Source organism: Alteribacter salitolerans (genome assembly GCF_016901055.1).
Lineage (GTDB): Bacteria > Bacillota > Bacilli > Bacillales > Salisediminibacteriaceae > Alteribacter > Alteribacter keqinensis.
Genome location: NZ_JAFEUX010000002.1, coordinates 116,858 through 138,625, shown reverse-complemented (window position 1 = coordinate 138,625; position 21,768 = coordinate 116,858). Strand labels below are relative to the sequence as shown.

Here is a 21,768-nt window from a genome sequence, read left to right as displayed (position 1 = left end):
GAACATGACAGATCTGACAATTTTTGATGAGATGGAATCCAGTGTGCGCAGCTATGTAAGAAGCTTTCCGGCTGTTTTTACAAAAGCGAGCGGCTACAAGCTGTGGGACACTGAAGGAAAGGAATATCTCGACTTTTTTGCCGGGGCAGGCGCCCTGAACTACGGACATAATGAGCCACGAATGAAGGAAAAGCTCATTGACTATATCCAGAATGACGGGATTACCCACTCCCTTGATAAGGCGACTGAAGCAAAAGCTGATTTCCTGAAGCGGTTTAACGATGTCATTTTAAAACCCCGCGACATGGAATACAAGGTGATGTTTCCGGGGCCGACGGGGACCAACACCGTCGAAAGCGCGTTGAAAATTGCCCGCAAGGTTACGGGACGCACCGATGTGATCAGCTTTACCCGCGGATTTCACGGAATGACGATCGGGTCACTCGCCGTGTCTGGAAATTCGGCTAAACGAAAAGGGGCCGGTGTCCCCCTCACCAATTCGGTGACGATGCCGTTTGATAATTTTATGGATGAGAACGAAAGCCTCGATTACCTCGAGCGTTTTCTTGAAGATAACGGGAGTGGCGTGGCAATTCCCGCTGCCATGATTCTTGAGACTGTCCAGGGAGAAGGGGGCATTAATACCGCCCGTTTTGAATGGATTAAGCGAATTGAAGAGATCTGCGAAAATTGGGGAATTCTTCTGATCATCGACGATGTTCAGGCCGGGGTCGGCCGCACAGGCACATTCTTCTCATTTGAGAAAGCCGGGATCAAGCCCGACATCATCTGCCTGTCCAAGTCCATCGGGGGCTATGGTCTTCCCCTTGCCCTCACATTGATTAAGCCGGAGCACGACCAGTGGAGTCCCGGTGAACATAATGGCACGTTCCGTGGAAACAATCATGCCTTCGTAACGGCCACCGAATCCCTTACTTACTGGGAGGACAGCGCATTTGAAGAAAGCATTAAGGAAAAGTCCGGGAAAATAACAGCGTTTTTGAACAGCCTCGTCCGACGCTTTCCTGATCTGCAGGGAGAAGTACGGGGGCGCGGATTCATGCAGGGCATTGCCTCACCTGTTGAAGGGCTTTCGTCCAAAATAGCAGAAGAGGCGTTTAACCGCGGTCTGATCATGGAAACATCCGGGGGCAATGATGAAGTGTTCAAGCTTTTCCCCCCTCTGATCATCGATGACCAGGGACTCGAAGAAGGCTTTGGAATTATTGAGGAAAGTATCAAAAGCGTACTCGCCAATCACAAGCAGGTTGCAGACTGAACAGAACGCACTGAAAAAGTTCGCTCTTTAACTACTTCCAATGCTTTCTAGGCAATGAACGTAACGGTTGCCTTTTTAAAGTCTGTTACGAGGGGAGTTCTCGTAACAGGCGAGCAACCGAATGGAGCCATTGCAACTCAAATAAAAGCCACTGAACATACAAGGAGGTCAAAACAATGAAAGTTGTAAAACTGGAAGATGTGCTAAATACAGAAAACGAAGTAAAAGGCGAAAACTGGACGAGCCGCCGCCTGATTTTAAAAGACTCCGGCATGGGCTACTCCGTGCACGATACAGTTATTAAAGCCGGCACCGAAACCCATATCTGGTACCAGAATCATCTGGAATCGGTGTACTGCATCGAAGGGGAAGGCGAAGTGGTGACGCTGAAGGATAACAAGGTTCACCCGATTTCCGCCAACACGCTCTATGCTCTCGATGAGCACGACGAGCACCTCCTCCGGGCAACAACGGACATGCGTATGGTTTGCGTGTTTAACCCGCCTATTACCGGTCAGGAAACCCATGACGAAAACGGTGTCTATCCCCTTGTTACAGAAAGCTAGAATTTCCCCTCTGTCACTTTTGGCAGGGGGGTTTTTGTGTTTTAAGCATATGTTTTGTTTTTCTCCCTTTCTGTTTTTATGATAAACCTATCAAACGTAAAGGAGGAGACATCATGGCAGAAACAGTACATGATTTCTCAGTTAAAAAACCAAACGGAGAAGAAGTCTCTCTTCATGAATACAAAGGACAGCCGGTGGTTATCGTCAACACAGCCACGAAATGCGGCCTTTCCGGGCAGTTTAAAGAACTCGAGCGCCTTCATCAGACGTATAAGGATGACGGGCTCGCCGTCCTCGGTTTCCCCTGCAACCAGTTTATGAACCAGGAGCCGGTAAAGGATGAAAACATGACGGAAACGTGCGAAATCAATTTCGGCGTCACCTTTCCTCTCTTTTCCAAAATTAAAGTGAACGGAGACGGAGCCCACCCGCTTTATAAACACTTGAAGGCGTCCCAAAAAGGATTACTGAGCTCTGAAATCAAGTGGAATTTCACGAAGTTTCTCGTTGATGGCAATGGTGAAGTGGTGAAGCGCTACTCTCCTCAGACGTCACCGAAAAAGATGGAGAATGACGTACGGAAGCTGTTAAAAGACTAAAGGAAAGCCGTAATCATCCTGGGGATGGTTACGGCTTTCTTGATTTTTCCTTCGTGTTTAATTAAGGAGAACTTGATCCTCATTCAGTTGAATTGATCGGGAAATTGCTTAATAATACCATCTGTCAATGCATCGGCCAATACGATGATATGGTCTTCACCTGTATCAAAAGCAAGAATATCTGCGGCCCAATCTTTGTTCACTCTTGCTGTAACTATATCAGCAACCAATTTCAAATGCATGTACAGTAAATCCTGCAGTTCGTTATAGGACCAGTTTGGATTGGCACTGCTGAGAAATTCAGAAATATCATCTGCATTTTTGTACCATTCCTTATTGTACTTATCTATTTCTGCAGCGTTTTCGTTTTTAACCGCTCCGACCAAACTGCCTGCAATTATAATGTGCTCACGTAAAAGCTCAGCTAGTTTTTGGCCTGCTTCTTCTCCATAATACGGTTTTATTGCATCTCCTAAGTCATCCTGGTTTTTCAACAGCCTCTCCAGTATCTTTTCCTGATCTTCCAGACCTTCCAGGGCGCTGACGATATAACTTCTTGTCCATATTGTATGGTCAATCCACAGTTTTCTGAGATCTCCTTTTAACTGGACGGCAGATTCCGTCATACATTCATCATTTTGCGGATTATTCGTCTCTGCATTTACATCCGTGAGTGGTGAAACGAAGAAAGTAAAGATCGTGGTAATCAAAAGTGTAAATATCAGTAGTTTTTTCAAAGCACTGTCTCCTTTTGTTTAATTGGCAATAAAGTGAACATTTTTTCATTAATAGTATGGATTGATCCATATTTTTCATACGAAGAACATTCGAACATTCTTTATTGAGGCTCCTGTCCCCACTTCAATGTTGTCGAAACCACCGGCTTATATTAGGACAGGCACAAAAAAAGCTGTAATCATCTTTTGATGGTTACAGCTTGCGTATTACGTACAGATTCGTTTGGATAAATCCCTGTAAAACTGCATCACGTCGGTGTCTTTCATAAAGCGCAGGGAGTGGGTCGTACGTTTTGTTGCGATCTCGATGTTGTTGGAAAAGGAAAATACACCGGTTTTTTCAATGGCAATTTCTTCGATTTTTTCATAGGGAATAGAGTATACAGCAGACTTTGACTTCGACATGAGAGAGCGGTCTACAAAAAGAATCCGGTGGCTCGTAAAAGCCACGAAGTCGATCATGAGGCCGTATGTCCCTTCAAGAGTCTCCCCTTCAAACAAAAACTCCTCTGCCTGCTGCATATGTTTTTCCCGGTTGTCACCTTTACTGAAAAAGCTCATTACAACATGCCTCCTTTAGGGGCAACTATACGCCCTCTCTTTAGTGTTTTCAACGAAGGAGGATCGTTTTTGTGGGTTTGTGTTAAGATATCCGCCGTGAAAGATATGCCGGATGAATTTTAATATATCAAGGATTTAGGTTAAGATATCCAGATCCGGATCCAGATAATTCCCAATCGCGCCGTGCCACCCCCTGTTCTTCCGGCTGACTCAGAAATTAGGGAAATTCAGAGTGAAGTCAGGCAGCCTGCGCTCTCCATGAAAGACGCAAGCAAAGAGGTGCTGGCAGGCAGTGAGGTGACCCAGCTCAGTTTGAATTTTCCAAAGAACAGGAAAGAAGACAATAGGAAACGTTATCTGCCATCATTGAATGAGGAGGTGTATGTCCATGCCATATGTAAACATTAAAGTGACTAAAGAAAACGGTGGACTTACAAAAGCGGAAAAGGAGACCCTTGTAAAAGGCGTCACCAATCTTTTGGAAGAAACATTAAACAAAAACCCCGCTTCAACCGTTGTCATCATTGACGAAATCGACACCGACAACTACGGACTCGGCGCCGAACTTATTACCGACCGTCGAAAAAGAGGGCAGTAGCACGTAAAAAAAGCAGTGGATTTCTCTGTGGAAATTCCATTGCTTTTTTGTTTGCCTTCCTTCAAAAGTAATCCCTTATGATAAGATCAGACGAAACTGGCTTCAGGCCAACCTCCCTCGACCACACGGACACCTGGCCAATGTGATGAATTTCATGGGTGATAATGTGGAGAATCACTTTATCATACGAAAACGACCGGATCTCCCCCGTCCTGCTGCTCTTCACCTCAAGAATCCGGTCTTCCCCGGACGTTGCATACGACTCCAAAAAGGCCATTGTGACCGGCTTTGTGATACGTGAAAATTCTTTCACTTCTTCAAGAACAGTGATTGATTTCATGTCCGTTTCAATCACAGGCTCTCCCCGCATGTGATTAATCCAGAGCTGCTCGCAATTGATCACGTGAAACAAATTATGCAGAATGCTTTCCATTCCGCCCGTACGCTTTTTCACAAGCTCTTCGTGTGGAACCTCTTCACACCAGTCAAACCACTCTTCCCGAACTTCCCAGTTGTATTGAAAAAGCTCTATCATCGGAATCCTCCTCATTTTCTCTTTCTTCATTTTATCACTCTCTTCCATCTTATAATCTCCTAAGCACTTTGCCCATTCCCCCTGCTATGATTCATGTATAATAGACTTATAATTTCGACAAATACCGGGGAGTGACAGGCACCCGGGAAAATAAAGGGAGGGCACTATGAAACTACTAATGGTTGGTGCAGGAGCGATTGGCGGATACTTTGGTGGCCGCCTGGTGGAAAAAGGCGAGGACGTGACGTTTCTCGTCCGTGAACGAAGACGCAAACAGCTCGAAGAAACCGGGCTGCATATCCGGAGTATTCACGGTGATTTCCAAACCACCCCCACTCTTATTCAGGCCGGCGAAATAGCCGGACCTTTCGATGCGGTCCTTCTTTCCATGAAGGCGTACCAGCTGGATCAGGCGATAGAAGACATCCGGCCTTATGTTGGGGAAAATACGATGATTATCCCTCTGTTAAACGGCATTGCCCACATGGACAGGCTGATTGCCGCTTTTGGTGAAGAAAACGTCCTCGGAGGCCTCTGCTTTGTGGAAGCTACGCTGAACGAACAAGGGCACATCATACAGTCCAGCGGCACCCACGATTTCATCTTCGGGGAAAGATCAGGGGAGCGCTCCGAGCGTGTTTCAAGGCTCGAAGACACATTCAGTAACACGAAGAGTAACTTTGTGCTTTCTGAAACGATCCTGGCCGATATGTGGAAAAAGTACTTATTCATTTCAACCCTGTCTGGCGTTACGTCCCTTTACCGCTCGCCAATCGGACCGATCCGTGATGATGAATACGGCAGTAAAACAGTGAAAAAGACGCTTACAGAAGCAGCGGCGATTATGAAATCCCTCGATGCACCTCTGCCTGACGGAGTGGAGGAAGCGAACTGGGACAAGCTGCATGACATCGAGCACACAATGAAATCATCACTCCAGCGGGACATGGAGAAAGGCCTTTCCGTAGAAGGAGACCACTTCTTCGGCTACCTTCTTGAAAAGGCAGACGAGCAAGGCATACCGGCTCCGACACTGGAGACGATTTATGCGAATCTGAGAGTGTACGAGAACTAGAAAGGTGCCTGTCACCACCCGAACTTTGACGAAACCATAGGTCTTTTTCATACGAAATTTTCTTATAGAAAAGGACTACGAATTCGACAGGATTCGGGGAGTGACAGGCACCACAAAACCAACACCTGGAGGTACATAACCATGACCAGACGTAAGCTTGTGATCACACATACGATCGATCACGCTCATGCTGAGAAAGTAAAATCACTCGTCCCTGACTGGGATGTGATTATCGGAAAAGAAAAGGAAACGTGGAAACCTCATTTAAAAGATGCCGAGGTGATTGCCGGCTGGAAACCGGAGATGAACAATATCGTCGCTGAACCTGAAACAAACCTGCGATGGCTTCAGGCTTGGAGTGCAGGTATTAACGGCCTGCCCCTGGATAAGCTCGAAGAAAAAGAAGCGATTGTCACGAGTGCAAATGGTGTTCACGCCTACCCTATTTCTGAAACGATCTTTGGACACATGCTGGCTCTGACGAGAAAAATTCATACATACGTTAAACAGCAGCAGACGAAAACGTGGCACCATGCGAATATGAATCTCGAGCTTCACGAAAAGACTGTGGGGATCATCGGTGTCGGTGCGATCGGAAAAGAAACGGCGAAGATTGCAAAGGCGTTCGGGATGACGGTTCTTGGAGTGAGAAACTCCGGGGAGCCTGTTGAAAACGTAGATGAAATGTATAAAGCCGACTCTCTTCATGACCTTCTTCCCCGCTGTGATTATGTGGTCGTGACCCTTCCCCTCACGGAAAAAACACACCATCTTTTTGGGGCGAAAGAATTCTCTCTTATGAAAGACACGGCATTTTTCGTTAACATCGGCCGCGGTCAGCTGGTGGCAGAGACGGAACTGATCACTGCCCTTAAAGAAGGTGCGATCGCCGGAGCAGGACTTGATGTGTTTGAAAAAGAACCCTTGGGAGAAAGCAACCCCCTCTGGGAGCTGGATAATGTGATTGTTACGCCTCACACAGCGGGTTCTACTGAATTTTACAATAAGCGGGTGATGGAAGACATCTTCATTCCAAATCTGGAGAGCTATGTAAATAGGGATACGCTGCCTGTAAACCGGGTTGATTATCGCAAAGGGTATTAGTTTTCTGTAAGAGGACTGAGAGAGCGTTTCATAGTTTATGAGACGCTCTCTTTTTCTTGCCTGTTTGCCTGCGCAAATCTATCAAATGAGCATAGAATATAGTATTTCAAGAAGGAGGGAGGGAAAGATATGTTCAGCTATGACCCATACGGAAAAAGAATCAGTATTCACGACTACGTGACGGACCGGAAACACCATAAAGCATGCGACTATGTATGTATGTGCAAAAAATGCGTAGACGATGATAGAAAACACCATCATCACGATCCTTGCAGAAGAGACCATGATAAATGCCGTTGTGATGTGGATCATCACAAAGGCCATCACGACCCTTGCAGAATTGATCACGACAAATGCCGTTGCCACTATTGCGATCCATGTAAAAAAGACCACTGCCATAAAAGACACCGATCGAAAGATAAGTGCCAAAAATTACGTGAAGAAACTAAAGGGTACAAAGAAAAAATTGCAAAATACGAAAGAAAATTAGACGAAGCCAAAAAGAAATTTAAAAAGAAATGCAAAAAAGATAGGTACGATTGTTAACTTCCCTAAAGAATCCGCCCGGCTTTGAGCCTGAGGCGGATTTTTTTCCAAACAGACCGAAACTTTTCGTTTCCTCCGACAGGACTTTCCATAAAAAAGAGGAATAGATCCCTGCTTGGGAGAAAGAGCTATCATCAGGAAAGACACGGGAGGTCAGGTTATGATATTTACTCACGGAAAGAAGCTGTTATTTATCGGAGACTCGATCACGGACTGCGGACGGGAGAAGCCTGATGGCGAAGGGTTATTCGAAGAGCTTGGGAATGGTTACGTTTCGTTTGTGAATGCCCTTGTTCAGTCTCGTTATCCAGAGCTTGGGCTGCAGGTTGTGAATAAAGGTGTGAACGGGGATACAGTAAGGGAACTTGCGGAAAGGTGGCAGAGGGATGTTGTGGATCAGAACCCTGATTTTCTCGCTATCATGATTGGGATAAACGATGTGTGGCGACAGTTCCACAGTCCTTTTGAGAAAGAGCAGCACATATACATAGCGGAGTATAAACGCACCCTGGAAGGATTCATGGAGGGAGCCTGTCCACATGTGGATAAGCTCATTCTCATGACGCCGTTTTTTCTGGAGAAAAACAGAAACGACCAGATGAGACTGCAGATGGACCGTTACGGTGAAGCGGTCAGTGAGCTGGCTGAAAAATATGCATGTGTTTTTGTGGATACACAAAGGGCTTTTGATGATTACCTTGAGCATGCCTATACGTCTTCTCTGGCATGGGACCGGGTGCACCCGAACGCCACGGGCCATATGATTCTGGCCAGGACGTTCCTGAGTGCAGTTGGGTGGGAAGAGTAATATTAACGGCCCTGAATTCTACATAGTGGCCGCTGCTCTGCCTGCCTCATGTACCGGCTCCTGTGTGAGCCGGTTGAAGGTGATCAATGACACAGCCCCCATCGCTGCAAAAACAAAGGTAAACAGCCACGCCGGCACCCAGGCGCTCAAAATAATAAAGGCACCGGCAGTACTCACCCCCAGATAAGTAAAAAGATAATAGATGCCCATATAGGTGCTCCTGGCGTGGTCCGGAATCAAGCCGGCCAGCAAGGCTTGTTTGACTGGAATATGAAGCACCTCTCCTGCACTTGCGATAAACATCGCTGCAAGGAGCACGATTGGCACTTCACTGAAGCTGATGATGGTGTAGCCTGTAAAAAACAGCGTGAGGCCGGTCATGAGAACCCATCGGTCGTTCAGCTTCCGGATAAAGGCAGAAATAAGCACCGTTAAACAGATCACAAGAATCGTGTTCTCTGCTTTCAGAATACCGACAGTATTTAAGCCATCAACCTTGACTGGCAGGAACGGAAGAAGCGGCCGGGGTTCTGTGAGGGCATCCACAAGCCGGACAGCAGTAACCGTGGTAAGCTGCTCTTCCACAGAAACAATGAGTAAGTGGGCACATGTAAAAGCCATGAAGACACGGTGAAGCAGGACTTTCCTGTAGCCCGTTTTGAAAGATGCTTCAGCTTTCGAAGTGTTAACACGCCTTTGCCCGGATCGTAAGGGAACGTAGGTGTCCGTGATAAAAAAGGCGGTCACAATAAACGAAATGAAAAGGCAGAAAGCCACACCAAGAAACAAGTAGAAGTGATGATCCATAAACAAAAAGGCTCCTGCAATTCCCCCGACCGCCATACCCAGGTTTCGCAGCCAGTAAGCATAGGTATAGACGGACCGCCGGTTTTCCGGTTTGCTTACATCGATCAGCAATGCCTGATAAGCCGGCTCCCCTGCGCCGGTGGAAAACTGAATCATCACAAACAGAAGGAAAGCCGCAAAAGGCAGAACCAGCCAGGGTGAATTAACGAATGCGACAGCGATAAAACCGAAAACAGCAACCCCTTCAGTCCAAAGAATCACCTGTTTTCTTCCGGCTTTATCGGCAAGGAGCCCTCCGGTCAGAGAGCCGGCAACAGTAGCTGTGATCACGCCCAGGAACATAAATCCTGTGGTGACGGTGCCAAGTGTGGCTGAGAAATAAATAACCAGATAAGGCACGACCGACATGGTGGCCATCGTAGTGAGGAACTGTAAAGCGAGTCTTATTTTAATGGTCCGGTGAAAGCGAAAGAATGACATTGGTTTGCCTCTTTTCTACGATTGATTGATCAATCATTATTGGTGGAAAAGAAAAACCGAAACAATAGCTCATTTCGGTCCAAAAAGCTGCACCGTGCTTGGAACGAGATGCTCCCACGTATCGCTGTCGGGTTCATCAGTCAGATTCAACCGCAGTCCCATCAACAGACTGGTATATGCTACAGCCGCATAAGTCGGGTCCTGCTCACGGAGCACGCCCTTTTTCTGTCCTGCTGCAACCAGCTCCCGAACCTGGTTTCGCAAGTTCTGATGAAATGCATCGAGGACTGTAAAAGTATCAGGAAACTTTTTGTTATGGCTGATCACGTGGACAACCAGGTTTAAATAATGGCTGATACTTGAAAACACTTCGATATGCTTTACCACCATGCTCTCAAGTTCTTTCACAGGGTCTTTTGCTTGCGGATCAAAATCAAGTAACGACCTCTCGTAATCCGCCAAAGGTTCCGTCACAGTGGCATGAAACAGCTGATCTTTGTTCTCAAAGTAGGTAAACACGCTGCCAAAACTGACTTCGGCAGCTTTGGCGACCTTCTTAATTGTCGTACCCTCAAACCCGAGTTCAGAAAAAAGAACGACCGATTCATACAGGATCCGCTCCCGCTTTTGTTCCATATTTTTAATCTGATTTTCTGAAAGTGGCATGGACGATCCTCACTCCCTAATAATGATTGATCAATCAAACGTTAATAAAATTGTAAAACATTGGTTTTGATTTGTAAAGCCTGAAAAAAAAAACGAGAAGCCATTAGCTCCTCGTTTTCTCTTACTCTTTTTGTTCCATATAGGCATCATTCTGTTCCAGCTTTTCCTTTGCCGCTTCGTAGTCCGTTTCCTCCACATCACACTCCAGAATGTACTGAAATGCTTTGTTTTCATCTTTACTCATTGTTAACTTATTTTTTCCCGCTGCCGGGGGAACAACGCCGGCTGCTGCCGTTCCTGATCCCACATTCGCTGCGGGGACGATCACGATATTCTCACGGCTCTGCTGCGGAATTTCATCTACAATGACATTGCTCACCCGGAGCTGCTTGAGGCTGATCGAAGCCGTTTCTGCATCATTTTCGGTCCTGAAATACGCTTGAAGCTTTTTCATGTACGGATTCCACTCCTCTCTTTTATACCTTTCCAATACCCTTAAAATCCTGATTGCAAAACAAAAATAAGACTGTCAGCTACTTTGCCGACAGTCGTATTTTCATTATTTTTTGTCCTTCATCATTTTTTGAATAGCACCGATGTCCTTCGGTACGTTTCCGCTCATAATTGCCTGTACGAGCTGATCTTCTTTTTCTTTTGTTACTTTACGGTTGGCGACCTTTGCAATCCGCTGAATCAGGTCTCTTACCACTTTTTCATCCTTGAGATTAGCCGACTGGACTGATTGTGCAAGCTTCAGCACTTCATTCATCCCAACGCCGGTTTTTTTCTCAAAACCGCCAAAGAATTTGTTAAACAAGCTGTTCCACTCCTTCCCGCTTCCACCTTATTCATATCCTATGATCAAACAGGAAAAGGGAGTGGCCATTCGCCCAGACGCAAAGAAAAAGACCCCGGGGAGAAATCATCTCCTCAAGGTCCCTTTATCAACTCCTAGCAGCCGCAGTCGATGTAAGATACACCGATGATGACCAGCAGGATAAACAACACAACCAATAACGCAAAACCTTCATTTTTACCGTATGACAATGGAATTCCCTCCGCCCCCGTGTAGGATTCTTTTCACCACACAATATGTACGTTTCCCCCGTTGAGTGTGGGCGTTTGCTTTGAATAGGCGGATGGAGCGGAAAAATATACAAGCTTCCAAATCACACTTGAAAATGTGTCTGCAGTGGACAGGCCATGAAAATCCTCATTGAGCATCGAACATTTTTGTTAAACACAAGTGGAGCTGTATGCTCCAAATTTCGATACTGGAAAAAACAAAACCGGTGTCCAAAAGATAGCTGATTTCATCTTTAGAGCACCGGTTTACTCTTATTCATCTTCAAAATGCCTGATAATATAAAGCCTTTCCTCTTCTTCTGAGAGAAGCCGCGTTGCCTCACCGACCGTTCCTCCCTGCAGCTGCCAGATCGTATTATGATCCTCCACTGCTCTGGAGAAATCATCCAGTCTCCAGCGGGTGAGGATGTCGTGATACACCGCACTGTGAGTATAGCTGTTCTCTTTGTTTACTTCCAAAAGACGATCGATAATCTCATCCGTAATAAAGACGTGTCCCCACTTTTCAGTTGCATACACTTTCTGATGGGACATGGCATGAATCGTATTCTGCATATTCGTTTCACTCATATCAAAAGAGTACCGCTCCTCAATCTCATCCACTGTAGGCACATCAACAATCTCTTCAATCGGCACAGGCTCACCTGTTTCCTCATCGATTATATCCTCGACTTCGCCTGAGGTTTCAGACACTTCCCGGCTGTCGAGCCATTGGTGGGTAGTGAAGCCCGCTACAGAAAGAAAAACGAGAACAATGGCTGTGACTTTAATGATTTTCACGACGTTCACCTTCATACCTCTGCCCGTTTAACTTGCAAAGGTCTTCTCTCAGTTCCTGAGTATCAGGAAAAACAAACACCTGATACCTCAGATTGTTTCTGTTTCTCATCGTATGCTCCAGATCATGACCCATTCTGATAAGCTGAATCGCAAGAGACTTTTTATAAATGTTCTTTAATGGCGGCTTCTCACGCATAGCAGCCACCACACAATTCACTGAGCTTTCCGCCGGCCTTGCTGTCATAAAGCCCGATTACGTCGCTAAACTCGCAAACGCCGTTATCCTTCAACACCTCGGCAAGCTTATGTAAATCTCCTAAAATATAAATATCACTTTCCGGATCGAGCACGATGTCCAAATATTTGAAAAAGAAGTATTTTCCTTCCCTCGTGCCGCTCTCATGATTATCCTTTAACAACACAACAATGCTTACCAGCTCACGGTAATCCATCAAACCCCTCCCAACCATTCACTAGTTAATATTATCTAGTAAATTGGAATTGGTTTCAAGGTGTCTGTGAACATTATCCACACATGTCCTATGTCTATTTTCCTGTTTTATCTATAAGGGTGACTGATCATCGTGCCACCCTGACTCTACATCAACCACACATCAAGAAAGAAGATCACGATGATAACCACTTGAATGACAAACTTCGCAAACGTACTGCTCAAAAAAGCAAACACGGTTCCCGTTCCGATTTTTAAAGCGGACGTTATATCTTTTGTAACGAGATATTCAGTAATCACAACGAGAGCAAAGGGCACAAGAATAATGCCAAAAGGCGGTACAACGAAGGCCCCTATGATAAGACCGGCGATTGCCATCCTCCCTCCCCACTTCGAACCGCCCCGGCGTTCCACGAAGTACATATTCGCCACAAAATCCGCTGCGAAAATGAGAACAGTCAGAACGAGAAGGCTTCCCCACGACCAAAACCCGAGGGAATCCATAAAAAAGTGGTACGATGCAAATCCGAGCCAGATCATGAGAATGCCGGGGATCACAGGATAAAAAAGACCCACAAAGCTTAACAGAAAAAATGAGACGATAATCAACCAGATTAAAATATCCATACATGCTCCTTATGACTAAAATAGACTGCTTAAAAGTGATTGTACCCGGAAACGGAGGTTTCTAATAGTAAAAGAGGTTGATCCAAAAGGCGGTTCTTTACCTTTTGGATCAACCTCTTTTACATTATGCTCTTTTGAGACATCTTCTACGATTATTTTCTGAACATAGAAAAGAGCCTCTCAAAACCACCTTTAGGTTTTTGTGCAGCTTCTTCCAGCCGCTTGTTAAACTCGTTTTGTGACCTCCATTCCTGCCTCTGTTCCTCACGCATCGCCTGAATCTCTTTTTGAAGAAGCTCGCTTTTTTCCTTTTCCTGTTCAAGCAATGCTTCATAATGGGACTTCTGTTGCTCGGTCAGTCGTTCAATCTTGGACTGTGTCCGCTGTGCTGAATTTCCGATTCCGGAACTGATGACGTGATGGTCCTGCTGAAGCTGGGCTACCGTTCGTTTAAGGTGCGTCATGCCTTCTCCCAGCTGCACATTCATCTCCCGTGTAGCCGCCAGCTCTTTCGCTAAAAACATCAGACTTTCTTTCAATTGGTTCGGATCTTGAGGCAGGCTGCCGTATGTATCGGGTAGCGCTACGTCTGTTGTATGAGAGTCTTGTGAACTGTCCAATCTCTCTTTCTGCTCAATTACAAGGTCTTTCGCCGTGTCGTCCAGGGGCTTGTCCGTATCGCGTATCGCTACAAGGGCATCGATGTCAGATTGGACAAAGATCCGCCGGTCTCTATCCTTAAAAAACTCGTATCCGTTCCGCTCCAGGATCTGGCCATACTTCCGTACTGTTGGCGTTGCAATACCTACTTGTTCTGCCACTTCCTTCGTTGAGAAAGAGCGTTCATTCGGCTGTATATCGTGTCGCATATCGGACCTCCTTATCTATTATAAATATGAAGGTTTTTTGTCGAATTTGCAAGATGTATGGCCATCCGATACGAGGATTTGTCAGATAAAATAGAAATTAGGTACGAGGTCTCATAAGGATAAGGATAGCGCTATATCGCCTGGCAATCTTTGTGTATCGTTTTTTTAATTCAGTATCTGTGAACGTTTGGTGTTAATTTCCGCTTATTGAACTCCCTTTAAGATATGAACTAGATTCTTAACTTTTGGGTCTATTAAACCCAGAGGTTGATTCCCCCCTGCCTCCTTCTCCTTTATTTTGTGGTATCGCTATGCGATACCAACAAGATTGTTAATCTTTTAAAGGGAATGTATCGCCATACGATATGCCTGCCACGCCGTCTCCAATCTGTCTTATTTAAACTTTGTGTCGTCTCGTACTATGACCAAGTATTTTTTCCCCTTATAAGGCATATCTATCACTATCAACCGCGTTTTCCAAGCCTGGTTTCATAACGTATCGGCGAGCGATACGACACCACTGATTGATGGTCGGGGAACTCGTATATCGCCTACCGATATGGGGCCCCTGCCTCACATATCGCCTTACGCTTCATCCGCTATACACGCAAAAAACCAGCCCTCCGGCTGGTTTTTTCCTTAAGGCAATACCACTTTCCCCATCGAAACGAGCTTTTTTGCCCCTGTCGCTTCCGGTGCGTTATTCGGCCGTCCTTTCAGCCGGTAAAGCCCAAGGACGGCAAAAACAGCTGCTTCTTTAAATTCCGAAGATACCCCCAGCTCCTCCATCCGGTTAACAGACATTCCGAGCTCTTTTCCCAGTTCTTCCATCAGATAGTGATTCTCAGCTCCCCCTCCCCCAACGAACACGTCTTCAAGTCCGAGCTGACCAATAAAAGGGGTAACAGCGTCACGGATCGACCTGACAGTGTAGCTGGAGATTGTGGCTGTAATATCTTCTCCTGATAAGCCTCTGCTTTTTCCTTCTTCAACAAGCCTTTCAGCCATTTCCCTGCTGTAACGCTCACGTCCGGTGCTTTTAGGAAGAGGCTTCTTAAGAAAGCTGTCCCCTTCTATCAGGTTGTCCAGCCATAAGTGATCCACCTGACCTGCAGAAGCATATGCTCCACCGCGGTCATAGGTGTGCTTTCCCCCGGTTAAAATGGCCATACACTGATCAATCAGTACATTTCCGGGTCCCGTATCTCCGCCAATCATCGGCCTGCTAACGGATGCCGGAGACAGGAGGGTGACATTCGCCATTCCGCCAATGTTCAGAAGAACCCGCCCTTTTTCCTGATGGCGGAAAAGAAGGTGATCCACGAAGGGAACGAGAGGAGCTCCTTCTCCTCCCACACTCATATCACACGGGCGGAAGTCGCCTACGGTGAGCACGTTCGTTTGTTTGGCTATTTCAGAGAGTTCTCCGATTTGCAGCGTTGCTCCCGTTTCCGGCATGTGATAAACGGTCTGCCCGTGGGAGCTGATGAAGGCTATGTCCGCCATTGTTCTGCCGCTCTCTTTTACTACACGTTCGGCAGCAGCTGCGAAATCCCGGCCCAATACGACGTTGAGCTCACAAATATCACGGATATTGGACCGCTCTATGTCCATGGCATTCTCGATCTGCTCTTTTCTTCCTGCTGAAAAAGGGACGGTCACTCCTTTCACCTGTTCACACGAGTGTACGTCTCCCTTGCCATCCACCTTGAGTTCCACGAGGGCGGCATCAATACCGTCCAGGGAGGTGCCGGACATAAGGCCGACCGCCATGTATGTGGTGGCTGGTACTAAATAATCGCCCATCCTGCCTCTCCCCTTTACTTCTTTCGAATGAAGTCAATGGCACTTCTTGTTTCTTCAAGATGCTTAATGACCACGTCAAACTGGTTGTTTGCCAGAAGCATAAACAAAATATCAATCACCGTGAGCTGGGCAATTCGTGACGATGTGGCCCCGCTTCGGAAGGTGGTTTCCTTGGACGTGGACGTCTGGAGAAGAATATCAGCCACTTTGCCCACGGGGGATACGCCGAAACGCGTTAACCCGATTGTCGTGGCTCCCCGCTTTTTGGCCAGCTGCATGATCCGTTCGACTTCAAACGTTTCACCGGAAAAAGAAATGCCAAATACCACGTCCCCGGGCTGGACGTTGGCAACATGCATCGCTGCTACGTGAAAGTCCGAAAACGAGTGGGCACGCTTATTGATCCGTGAAAGCTTGAGCTCCGCATCCTGGGCAATGATCTGAGAAGCCCCGACTCCGAAAAAGTGAACCACATTCGCCCCGGCAATCGCGTCAACCGCTCGCTCCAGCTGATCTATCTGAAGCGTCTGCAACGTCTCCTTTAACGTCTGTATGCTGTTGTTCGTGACCTTTGCAACAACAGATGCCGGTTCTTCCCCGGGATGCAGATCGTGAAAGCCTTCATCATAGTCGTTCGTCAGTTCTCCTGCAATTTTTAATTTAAGCTGCTGAAAGCCTTTATAGCCAACCGATTTACTGAAACGAACGACCGCCGCACTGCTCGTATCGCTTGCCTCTGCCAGCTGGTTCGCTGTCATCCCGATCACTCGTGACGGGTGCTCAATCACATACGCTGCCAGCTTCTTTTCAGAGGGGGAAAGCTGATTGGTCACCTCGGCAATCATTCGCAATGCCCCTGATTTTATGTTATTCATCGTATCCCTTCCCATCTTTATACTGACTCAATTATACCTGTTTGAGAAAAAATCACACAATGACGTCATTGCGTGATGGGGACTCTTCCTGTTGGTTCTTCTTTTCCGGACAAGACCTCACAAAGAGCCGTCATTGCCCCTTTTGTGCTCTCGAATCCGGTAATATACCGGCGGATAAACGGCAACTCTTCTGCATCGTACGGTGAGCGTAAACTGACACCAACCATGTCGGAGTAGTGTTTCGACAGCTCTTTTGCCAGGAGGCGCTGATTCTCGTTATTTCCCGGTAAATAAGAACAAAAAACGACTGTACTGCCGCCGTCGATCTGAGACAGCACGTGGACGACTTCTTCCTTGGAAGGGTTACTTTCTACAGATGTAGAAGAAACGTCAAACCCCCTTGCTCTCAGCTGCTCTGCAATCAGATTGGACTCATCTGTCTGCTCATCCGCATAGGACTGACGGTGGGGCCTGCAAAAAACGACGTGAACCTTTTCGTCTGCCGAAAGGGGCGTCCATGTGTCTGTTAAAGAAGAAATCGTCCTCTTCCGGATCCCGTCTACTGTCTCCCGGTGTTTTTCAACGAGTATTTCTATCCGGTTCTCGTTCCTTTTTCCTGTCCCGTGCTTGGCCTTCAGGCGTTCAATCCGGCCAAGGGCTTCCTCCACCCGCGCCAGTGAAAGGTGGCCGTTTTTCACTGCCGCCACAAGTTTTCGGTGGGTTTCCCGCTGAAGGGATGTCGTGTGGGAAACTAAGACGATATCAATCCCTGCCTGAATCGCTTTTACAGCAGCATCAGCCGTTCCATACGTCTTCGATATCGCGTCCATTTCCATACAATCCGTGATGGCTACGCCTTCAAATCCAATCTCATCCCGGAGCAGCCGGCTGATAATCGGCTTACTGAGGGTGGCCGGATAATCTGGATCGAGGGCGTTAAATTTAATGTGGGCACTCATGACAAGGTCGGCTTCAGAAGCTGCTGCCCGAAACGGTGCGAGCTCCACTTCCTTTAAGCGGTCCAGGTCATGGTCCAATTTAGGGAGGGCCAGGTGGGAGTCGACGCTCGTGTCACCATGTCCCGGAAAGTGTTTGATCGTCGCAGACACGCCGCTCTCCTGAAAGCCCGCTACGGCTTCCCTGACAAACGACGCCACTGTGGAAGGGACACTTCCAAAGGACCGGACACCAATGACCGGGTTCGCCGGGTTGCTGTTCACATCGGCGCACGGAGCAAAGTTCACGTTAATTCCAAGGGCTGCAAGCTCTTTTCCGCTGATTTGTGCCAGTGTCCTTGCAGCGGCCGGATCGCCTGTGGCCCCGATTGCCATCTGACCGGGGATCTGTGTGACCCCGTCTCTGATACGGGCCACCATTCCCCCTTCCTGATCGATAGCGATAAGAAGCGGCGAACTGCCCCTGTTTACCTGCTGGAGGCGTTCCGACAGTTCTTTTACCTGAGCTGGCGATTCCACATTCCGCTGAAAGTAGATTACACCACCCACGTAACAGTCCCGGACCAGCTGTACGGTTTCTTTGTCCACTGTGGTACCCGGAATGCCGATCATCATGAGCCGGCCGACTTTTTCTTCAATGTTCATGCGATCATCTCCCTTATGTAAGGCACTGGAAAAAGTTAAGACCGAACTTTTTCAATGCCTTTTTTAAGTATTTACGGAGCCCTGTACAAGGCCCTTCGTCATTTTTCCCTGGAAGAAAATAAAGAATAGCAGAACCGGAATCGTCGCAATGGTTGAAGCTGCCATCAGTCCCCCGAAATCAGCGGTAAACCTGCTGAAAAACTGTTGCAGGGCCAATGGAAGCGTGCGGAGCGAATCGTCCTGAATGAACGTAACGGCAAAGACAAATTCATTCCATGCAGTAATAAAGGCGAAAATGCTTGTTGCAGAAACACCAGGCCAGGCAAGGGGGAAGATGACCTTCCGGAAGGCCTGCATTCTCGTACACCCGTCAATCATGGCTGCCTCTTCAATTTCCACCGGGATCGAGGCGAAATAGCTTCGCATCATCCAGATACAAAACGGCAGAGCAAACGTCAGGTAAACGATCACAAGTCCGACCAGGGAGTTGACCAGACCCAGTCTGCTCATGACGATAAATAACGGAATGATCATCACAACGAGAGGGAACATCTGGACACTCAGTATCATAAGGAGAATCGCATTTTTTCCTTTAATATTGAAGCGTCCGATCGCATAGCCTGCCAGAGCAGCGATCCCTGTGCCAAGCAAGGTTACGGTTCCTGCGACCATTAAGCTGTTGGTGAAATAAACCCAGAAGTTTGCCCGGACGAAGATATTGTAGTAGTGCTGGAACGTAATATCATGGGGCCAGAACGTCGGCACGCTGCTGAAAATCTCTGAAGATGGTTTTAAGGAACTGATCACCATCCACCAAAACGGGAACATGGAAACGACAAACACAAAGATGGCAGCTGCATAGATCAGAACTTTCTGGAACGTTGTTTTTCGCTTCATGCCTGCTTCCCTCCTTTTTCCTCTCGGAGAAAGTAAATGTAGATCACAATAAAGAACATCAGTAATACGAACATGAGCATGGCGATGGCAGAAGCCATGCCGAAGTTCAGGGAGTTAAAGGCTTCGCTCCAGGAATAGAGGGCCAGGACGTACGTGCCCCGTGCCGGTCCGCCTTCGGTCATGACGTAGATCTGGTCAAAGATTTTAAAATCCCAGATCGTTGAAAGAATAAACAGAATAAGAAGAAGAGGCTTTAACATCGGCAGGGTAATTTTTGTTACTTTATGCCACGCATTGGCGCCATCAATCTCCGCTGCCTCGTAAAGCGTATCGGGAATTGTCTGGAACCCCGCCAGAAGGGAAACGGCGATAAAGGGGAAGCTCTGCCATACAATCATAAAGAAAATCACCGTGAATGCCGTCCAAGGTGTGTTAAACCAGGCAAACCCGTCAAACTGGGTAAGGCCGATCTGTGTGAGGAGGTAGTTGGCCACTCCGTACTGGTCGTTGAACATCCAGCGCCATACGATTCCCCCTGCAACAGCCGGGAATACCCATGGAATCAAGATGACAATCCCTAAGATCCGGCTGCCCTTGAATTTTGTATTCAGCAAAAGCGCAACCAAAAGTCCTGCAATCATGGTCCCGAACACACAGGCCAGACCAAAGACGACGGTGTTTCTCGTTACCGTCCAAAAGAATGGATCTGTGAGCGTTTCCGTATAATTGCTTAACCCGACCCAGGAAGAAACACCCGTCATGAGGGAATACATATCATATTGTCTGAAAGATAGGTAGAACGTGTTAAACAGCGGGTAGATGGTTAAGGTGAGGATTAGAATCAGCGCTGGTGCCAGCAAAAACCAGGGAAGCCATCGATTGTTCATCTCTTTCCAACTCCATTCTTCTAAAGACTTTGCGCAGTATGTATGGAAAAGTCCGTCAGAGAAATAGTCTCGACGGACTTTTGCCGTTTTGGAACAATTCGCTGTTCCGTCACTCGTGTTATTCTGTTGAGAATGCGTTGTTCATGCGTTCAGCTACGTCATCCATAGCTTCCTGGGCGGTTTTGGATCCTTGCATAATCTCCTGGATTGGAGCGACGAAGAGATTTTCCCCTTCAAAGCGTCCCCATGACGGGCTTGCAGGGTAAGAACGCCCTTCCACCAGTGCATCGGAGAACACGCTCAGCGTCTCATCTTCTGAGAACATCGGGTCGTTCAGACCGTCAAGCGTTCCCGGGAAGAATCCAGTGAAATCAGCCCACTCTGTAATGAACTCATCAGAGACGAGAAGCTTTAAGTATTCGGCTGCCAGTTCCTTGTTTTGAGACTGTTCGAACAGGGCCAGGTTGGATCCGCCTACGAAACTCGCATTTGAGTCGTTACCCGGAAGCGGTGCAACACCGATTTTATCTTCAAGGTCCGGGTTCTCATTAATCATCGCATTAATACCAGGTGGAAGATCGATCGTCATGGCCAGGTCTTCCTGGGCAAATGCCTGACGAGTATCGAGTACAGACCAGTTCAATGCGCCGTCAGGAACAAAGCCTTCTTTGTACATATCCGTATAGAATTCTACAGCTTCAACAGCTTCAGGCTGATCAACTTGGGATACCCAGATCATTTCGCCGTCATCATTTTCTTCCTGTACAGCCAACTCTCCGCCGAAGTGCCAGATCTTAGGCAGGACAAAGTGCTGGGAAATTCCCACTGCCGGGTAGGCATAAGCGTCGGTATTGTTGATAATGGCTTCGCCGACTTCCCACAGGTCATCGTATGTCTCAGGCACATCCACACCTGCTTCTTCAAAAAGCTCTGTATTGTAAACAAGCTGTCTGACACCTGCGTACCAAGGTACACCGAAGAGAGTTTCATCGTATGTTGCTACTTCTTCAAGAGCATCGACCCAGCCATCTTCCATGCCCCAGTCTGCAACGATATCATCCATGTCGGCAAGAGCTCCCATCGCTGCGAACTCAGGGTTCCATGTGGTTCCGAGCTCTGAAATATCCGGAGCACTTCCCCCTGCAATGGAAGTAATCAGTGTCTGGTGGGCAGAGAGCCACGGAATAAACTGAACATCGACTGAAACGTTAGGGTAGTCTTCATTGAAACGTTCCGTCACCCGGTCAAAATAGTCCTCTGCTTCTTCAGGTGAACCTGTCTCCATGATCCAGACGCGAAGCTCGGCTTCTTCGTCAGATCCCGCAGCATCATCAGAATCCCCTTCATCTGCTGTTTCTTCGGTATCGGTCTCTTCATCGGCACCTGCATCTGCATCTTCCGCATTGTCTGTACATGCAGCCAGCATCAGTAAACTAAGTGAAATACCCGTGATCAAACCCGCCTTCTTTTTCATGCAACCTTCATCCCCTTTTTTCAAAATATCTATGGAACCTTTTTCAGGTCTCCA

Annotated in this window: 27 protein-coding genes; 8 read left to right on the top strand and 19 right to left on the bottom strand. The window is 47.3% G+C overall.

Translation table 11 applies throughout. The features are described from left to right. Window positions 1–4 precede the first annotated feature (4 nt). The 3 genes from ectB to JSY36_RS03805 all read left to right on the top strand — a co-directional run bounded on the left by ectB (window position 5) and on the right by JSY36_RS03805 (window position 2,444). Window positions 5–1,279, top strand: coding sequence for a diaminobutyrate--2-oxoglutarate transaminase (ectB, locus tag JSY36_RS03815; protein WP_236784537.1), 1,275 nt, complete (start codon window positions 5–7; stop codon window positions 1,277–1,279). A gap of 176 nt (window positions 1,280–1,455) precedes the next feature. Further along, complete coding sequence (locus tag JSY36_RS03810; RefSeq protein ID WP_205165316.1) at window positions 1,456–1,845, top strand: ectoine synthase; 390 nt, start codon at window positions 1,456–1,458, stop codon at window positions 1,843–1,845. A gap of 113 nt (window positions 1,846–1,958) precedes the next feature. Continuing rightward, window positions 1,959–2,444: a glutathione peroxidase gene (locus JSY36_RS03805; protein WP_205165315.1), complete on the top strand. Its 486-nt coding sequence runs from the start codon at window positions 1,959–1,961 to the stop codon at window positions 2,442–2,444. Window positions 2,445–2,527: 83 nt separating this feature from the next. Here the strand turns inward: JSY36_RS03805 and JSY36_RS03800 are convergent, their stop codons facing one another. Both JSY36_RS03800 and JSY36_RS03795 read right to left on the bottom strand, forming a co-directional pair. Beyond that, window positions 2,528–3,181, bottom strand: coding sequence for a glycosyltransferase (locus tag JSY36_RS03800; RefSeq protein ID WP_205165314.1), 654 nt, complete (start codon window positions 3,179–3,181; stop codon window positions 2,528–2,530). Between the two features lie 207 nt (window positions 3,182–3,388). After that, entirely contained in the window at window positions 3,389–3,742 is a 354-nt protein-coding gene (locus tag JSY36_RS03795) for a PH domain-containing protein (RefSeq protein ID WP_122900362.1), read from the bottom strand. Window positions 3,743–4,130: 388 nt separating this feature from the next. On the opposite strand from JSY36_RS03795, the gene JSY36_RS03790 reads away from it, so the two are divergent. Then, complete coding sequence (locus tag JSY36_RS03790) at window positions 4,131–4,340, top strand: 2-hydroxymuconate tautomerase family protein (RefSeq protein WP_205165313.1); 210 nt, start codon at window positions 4,131–4,133, stop codon at window positions 4,338–4,340. A 61-nt stretch (window positions 4,341–4,401) separates the two neighbouring features. Here JSY36_RS03790 and JSY36_RS03785 read toward each other — a convergent pair whose 3' ends face one another. Continuing rightward, window positions 4,402–4,923: a DinB family protein gene (locus JSY36_RS03785; protein WP_205165312.1), complete on the bottom strand. Its 522-nt coding sequence runs from the start codon at window positions 4,921–4,923 to the stop codon at window positions 4,402–4,404. A 118-nt stretch (window positions 4,924–5,041) separates the two neighbouring features. On the opposite strand from JSY36_RS03785, the gene JSY36_RS03780 reads away from it, so the two are divergent. From JSY36_RS03780 to JSY36_RS03765, 4 genes are all read left to right on the top strand, one after another. Next, window positions 5,042–5,950 (top strand): ketopantoate reductase family protein, encoded by a 909-nt coding sequence (locus tag JSY36_RS03780; RefSeq protein WP_205165311.1) that lies wholly within the window; start codon window positions 5,042–5,044, stop codon window positions 5,948–5,950. A 141-nt stretch (window positions 5,951–6,091) separates the two neighbouring features. Continuing rightward, on the top strand, window positions 6,092–7,054 hold the full coding sequence (locus JSY36_RS03775; protein ID WP_205165310.1) for a D-2-hydroxyacid dehydrogenase: 963 nt from the start codon (window positions 6,092–6,094) through the stop codon (window positions 7,052–7,054). Between the two features lie 241 nt (window positions 7,055–7,295). Beyond that, on the top strand, window positions 7,296–7,544 hold the full coding sequence (locus tag JSY36_RS03770; protein WP_205165309.1) for a hypothetical protein: 249 nt from the start codon (window positions 7,296–7,298) through the stop codon (window positions 7,542–7,544). A gap of 216 nt (window positions 7,545–7,760) precedes the next feature. Further along, a complete protein-coding gene (locus tag JSY36_RS03765; RefSeq protein ID WP_205165308.1) occupies window positions 7,761–8,408 on the top strand; it encodes an SGNH/GDSL hydrolase family protein in 648 nt (215 codons plus the stop codon). An 18-nt stretch (window positions 8,409–8,426) separates the two neighbouring features. Here JSY36_RS03765 and JSY36_RS03760 read toward each other — a convergent pair whose 3' ends face one another. The 16 genes from JSY36_RS03760 to JSY36_RS03685 form a co-directional block, all read right to left on the bottom strand. Beyond that, window positions 8,427–9,695, bottom strand: coding sequence for an MFS transporter (locus JSY36_RS03760; RefSeq protein ID WP_205165307.1), 1,269 nt, complete (start codon window positions 9,693–9,695; stop codon window positions 8,427–8,429). A 69-nt stretch (window positions 9,696–9,764) separates the two neighbouring features. Further along, window positions 9,765–10,361 (bottom strand): TetR/AcrR family transcriptional regulator, encoded by a 597-nt coding sequence (locus JSY36_RS03755; protein ID WP_205165306.1) that lies wholly within the window; start codon window positions 10,359–10,361, stop codon window positions 9,765–9,767. Between the two features lie 121 nt (window positions 10,362–10,482). After that, on the bottom strand, window positions 10,483–10,815 hold the full coding sequence (locus JSY36_RS03750) for a hypothetical protein (protein WP_205165305.1): 333 nt from the start codon (window positions 10,813–10,815) through the stop codon (window positions 10,483–10,485). Window positions 10,816–10,920: 105 nt separating this feature from the next. Beyond that, window positions 10,921–11,178 carry a stage VI sporulation protein F gene (locus tag JSY36_RS03745; RefSeq protein WP_205165304.1) on the bottom strand — a complete coding sequence of 86 codons (258 nt, stop codon included), beginning with the start codon at window positions 11,176–11,178 and terminating at the stop codon, window positions 10,921–10,923. A 134-nt stretch (window positions 11,179–11,312) separates the two neighbouring features. Then, window positions 11,313–11,408, bottom strand: a complete 96-nt coding sequence (locus tag JSY36_RS03740; protein WP_122900340.1) for a YjcZ family sporulation protein — start codon at window positions 11,406–11,408, stop codon at window positions 11,313–11,315. A gap of 291 nt (window positions 11,409–11,699) precedes the next feature. Continuing rightward, a complete protein-coding gene (locus tag JSY36_RS20800) occupies window positions 11,700–12,227 on the bottom strand; it encodes a DUF6241 domain-containing protein (RefSeq protein ID WP_205165303.1) in 528 nt (175 codons plus the stop codon). Further along, window positions 12,214–12,423, bottom strand: a complete 210-nt coding sequence (locus JSY36_RS03730) for a hypothetical protein (protein WP_205165302.1) — start codon at window positions 12,421–12,423, stop codon at window positions 12,214–12,216. Before JSY36_RS03730 ends, JSY36_RS20800 begins: the two co-directional genes overlap by 14 nt. Beyond that, a complete protein-coding gene (locus tag JSY36_RS03725; protein ID WP_205165301.1) occupies window positions 12,416–12,679 on the bottom strand; it encodes a hypothetical protein in 264 nt (87 codons plus the stop codon). Before JSY36_RS03725 ends, JSY36_RS03730 begins: the two co-directional genes overlap by 8 nt. A gap of 146 nt (window positions 12,680–12,825) precedes the next feature. Beyond that, window positions 12,826–13,305, bottom strand: a complete 480-nt coding sequence (locus tag JSY36_RS03720; RefSeq protein ID WP_205165300.1) for a DUF456 domain-containing protein — start codon at window positions 13,303–13,305, stop codon at window positions 12,826–12,828. 152 nt (window positions 13,306–13,457) lie between these two features. Continuing rightward, entirely contained in the window at window positions 13,458–14,174 is a 717-nt protein-coding gene (locus JSY36_RS03715) for a hypothetical protein (protein ID WP_122900332.1), read from the bottom strand. Window positions 14,175–14,813: 639 nt separating this feature from the next. Then, the gene (locus JSY36_RS03710; RefSeq protein ID WP_205165299.1) at window positions 14,814–15,980 is read right to left on the bottom strand and encodes an anhydro-N-acetylmuramic acid kinase; all 1,167 of its coding nucleotides are present in this window, start codon (window positions 15,978–15,980) and stop codon (window positions 14,814–14,816) included. A gap of 14 nt (window positions 15,981–15,994) precedes the next feature. Continuing rightward, window positions 15,995–16,855: a MurR/RpiR family transcriptional regulator gene (locus JSY36_RS03705; protein ID WP_236784535.1), complete on the bottom strand. Its 861-nt coding sequence runs from the start codon at window positions 16,853–16,855 to the stop codon at window positions 15,995–15,997. 65 nt (window positions 16,856–16,920) lie between these two features. Beyond that, window positions 16,921–18,456 (bottom strand): beta-N-acetylhexosaminidase, encoded by a 1,536-nt coding sequence (gene nagZ / locus JSY36_RS03700; protein ID WP_205165298.1) that lies wholly within the window; start codon window positions 18,454–18,456, stop codon window positions 16,921–16,923. 63 nt (window positions 18,457–18,519) lie between these two features. After that, window positions 18,520–19,353 (bottom strand): carbohydrate ABC transporter permease, encoded by an 834-nt coding sequence (locus JSY36_RS03695; RefSeq protein WP_122900324.1) that lies wholly within the window; start codon window positions 19,351–19,353, stop codon window positions 18,520–18,522. Beyond that, on the bottom strand, window positions 19,350–20,240 hold the full coding sequence (locus JSY36_RS03690; RefSeq protein WP_205165297.1) for a carbohydrate ABC transporter permease: 891 nt from the start codon (window positions 20,238–20,240) through the stop codon (window positions 19,350–19,352). The genes JSY36_RS03695 and JSY36_RS03690 overlap by 4 nt, the downstream gene beginning before the upstream one ends. Window positions 20,241–20,358: 118 nt before the next feature. After that, window positions 20,359–21,714 carry a sugar ABC transporter substrate-binding protein gene (locus JSY36_RS03685; protein ID WP_205165296.1) on the bottom strand — a complete coding sequence of 452 codons (1,356 nt, stop codon included), beginning with the start codon at window positions 21,712–21,714 and terminating at the stop codon, window positions 20,359–20,361. Window positions 21,715–21,768 lie beyond the last annotated feature (54 nt).